Origin of the sequence: Coprococcus sp. HPP0074 (assembly GCF_964238105.1) — a bacterium.
Classification (GTDB): domain Bacteria; phylum Bacillota; class Clostridia; order Lachnospirales; family Lachnospiraceae; genus Faecalimonas; species Faecalimonas umbilicata.
Genome location: NZ_CAXSKS010000017.1, coordinates 1 through 1,364, shown reverse-complemented (window position 1 = coordinate 1,364; position 1,364 = coordinate 1). Strand labels below are relative to the sequence as shown.

Below are 1,364 nucleotides of genomic sequence, written 5' to 3'. Positions count from 1 at the left end.
TGGTCCTATGTCAAGAAAAAGTACAAATTAAATGTAACCAATTTTCCCTTTTTTTGTAATTGTTAACTCGCTAAGTTTGTTACGTCCGTTTCCAAGTTTTTCAGATATTGTTCCTCATATTCATTTGGAGACAAATATCCACAATGACTATGAATACGGACTGTATTATAGAATGTTTCAATATATTCAAAAATTAGTTTATATGCATGAGTGTAGTTGAAAATTTTGAATCGATTAATCCACTCTCGTTTCAGAAGAGCATGGAACGATTCTATGCAGGCATTGTCCCATGGATAAGCTTTCTTGGAATAGCTGTGAATCATTCCAGCGGTTGCCTTGTGGAATGTCTCTGATACATATTGGCATCCTCTGTCACAATGAAAAATCAGCGGATTTTCAATATGTCTGGACTGTTTTGCTTTTTCAATACATTTTACTACATGAGATGCCTCCAGCGTTTCACTTAGTACCCAGGAAACAATTTTTCTGGAATATAAATCCATAATGCTTGTGAGATATACAAATCCTTCAAACGTCCAAATATAAGTGATATCAGAGCACCATACCGCATCGGGATGTTCTGGGTTAAATTGTTCATTTAAAATATTTTTTAGTTTCTGGCTTAGGTCGGAATCAATAGTTGTTTGAATATATGGTTTAACCCATTGTGCTTTTATTCCCATTTGACGCATATAATTTCCTACTGTTTTTTCAGCGACACGTTCTCCGGATTTCCGTAATTCTGCTGTAATTTTAGGAGCACCATAATTTTGATGCGAATCCTCATAAATCTTTTGGATTTTCTCTTCTAAAACAGTTCGACGAATAGACGTGTCCGAAGGAACCCGCTTCTTCCATGCATTATAACCAGATCGTGAAACGTCTAATTTTTTCAGTATTCCGCTGACAGAAACTTGACGTTTCACAGGCAGCTTGTTAATTTCGCCTACATACGCAGATGTAGCAGCATAAAGAGTTTTTGTCATTTTCCCAGAATACCGATTGCTTTTTTTAATACTTCAAGTGCATCCTTTGTATCTCGTAATTCTCGCTGCAAACGAGCAATTTCTTTTGCCTCATCACTTGCATAATTGCCTGATCCACGAGTCGGAACAGCTCCTTCATGATTCTTTGCTGATTTCATCCAATTCTTCAGTGCCGACTCACTGATTCCGAGATTTTCAGCACATTTACGGAGTGCCATCTCTGGATGCTCTAATCGATACCTTACTGCATCTTCTTTAAACTCCTGTGAATATTTTGTACCTTTTGCCATAACCATTCTCCTCCTTGCTCTATGACTATCATATAATATTTATTGAAAATGGTCATGTTTATTTTGTACTATTTATATTCTACCACCA

At 36.4% G+C, this 1,364-nt stretch carries 2 protein-coding genes; both read right to left on the bottom strand.

The features are described from left to right. Window positions 1-62: 62 nt before the first annotated feature. Entirely contained in the window at window positions 63-926 is an 864-nt protein-coding gene (locus ACESPO_RS13235) for an IS3 family transposase (protein WP_499788985.1), read from the bottom strand. Window positions 927-982: 56 nt separating this feature from the next. Further along, entirely contained in the window at window positions 983-1,276 is a 294-nt protein-coding gene (locus ACESPO_RS13230) for a transposase (protein ID WP_270666278.1), read from the bottom strand. Window positions 1,277-1,364: the final 88 nt, after the last annotated feature.

Bases quoted from the DNA above. Each gene is read 5' to 3' on its own strand.
- ACESPO_RS13230 (WP_270666278.1), bottom strand. From the start codon at position 1,276: ATGGCAAAAGGTACAAAATATTCACAGGAGTTTAAAGAAGATGCAGTA.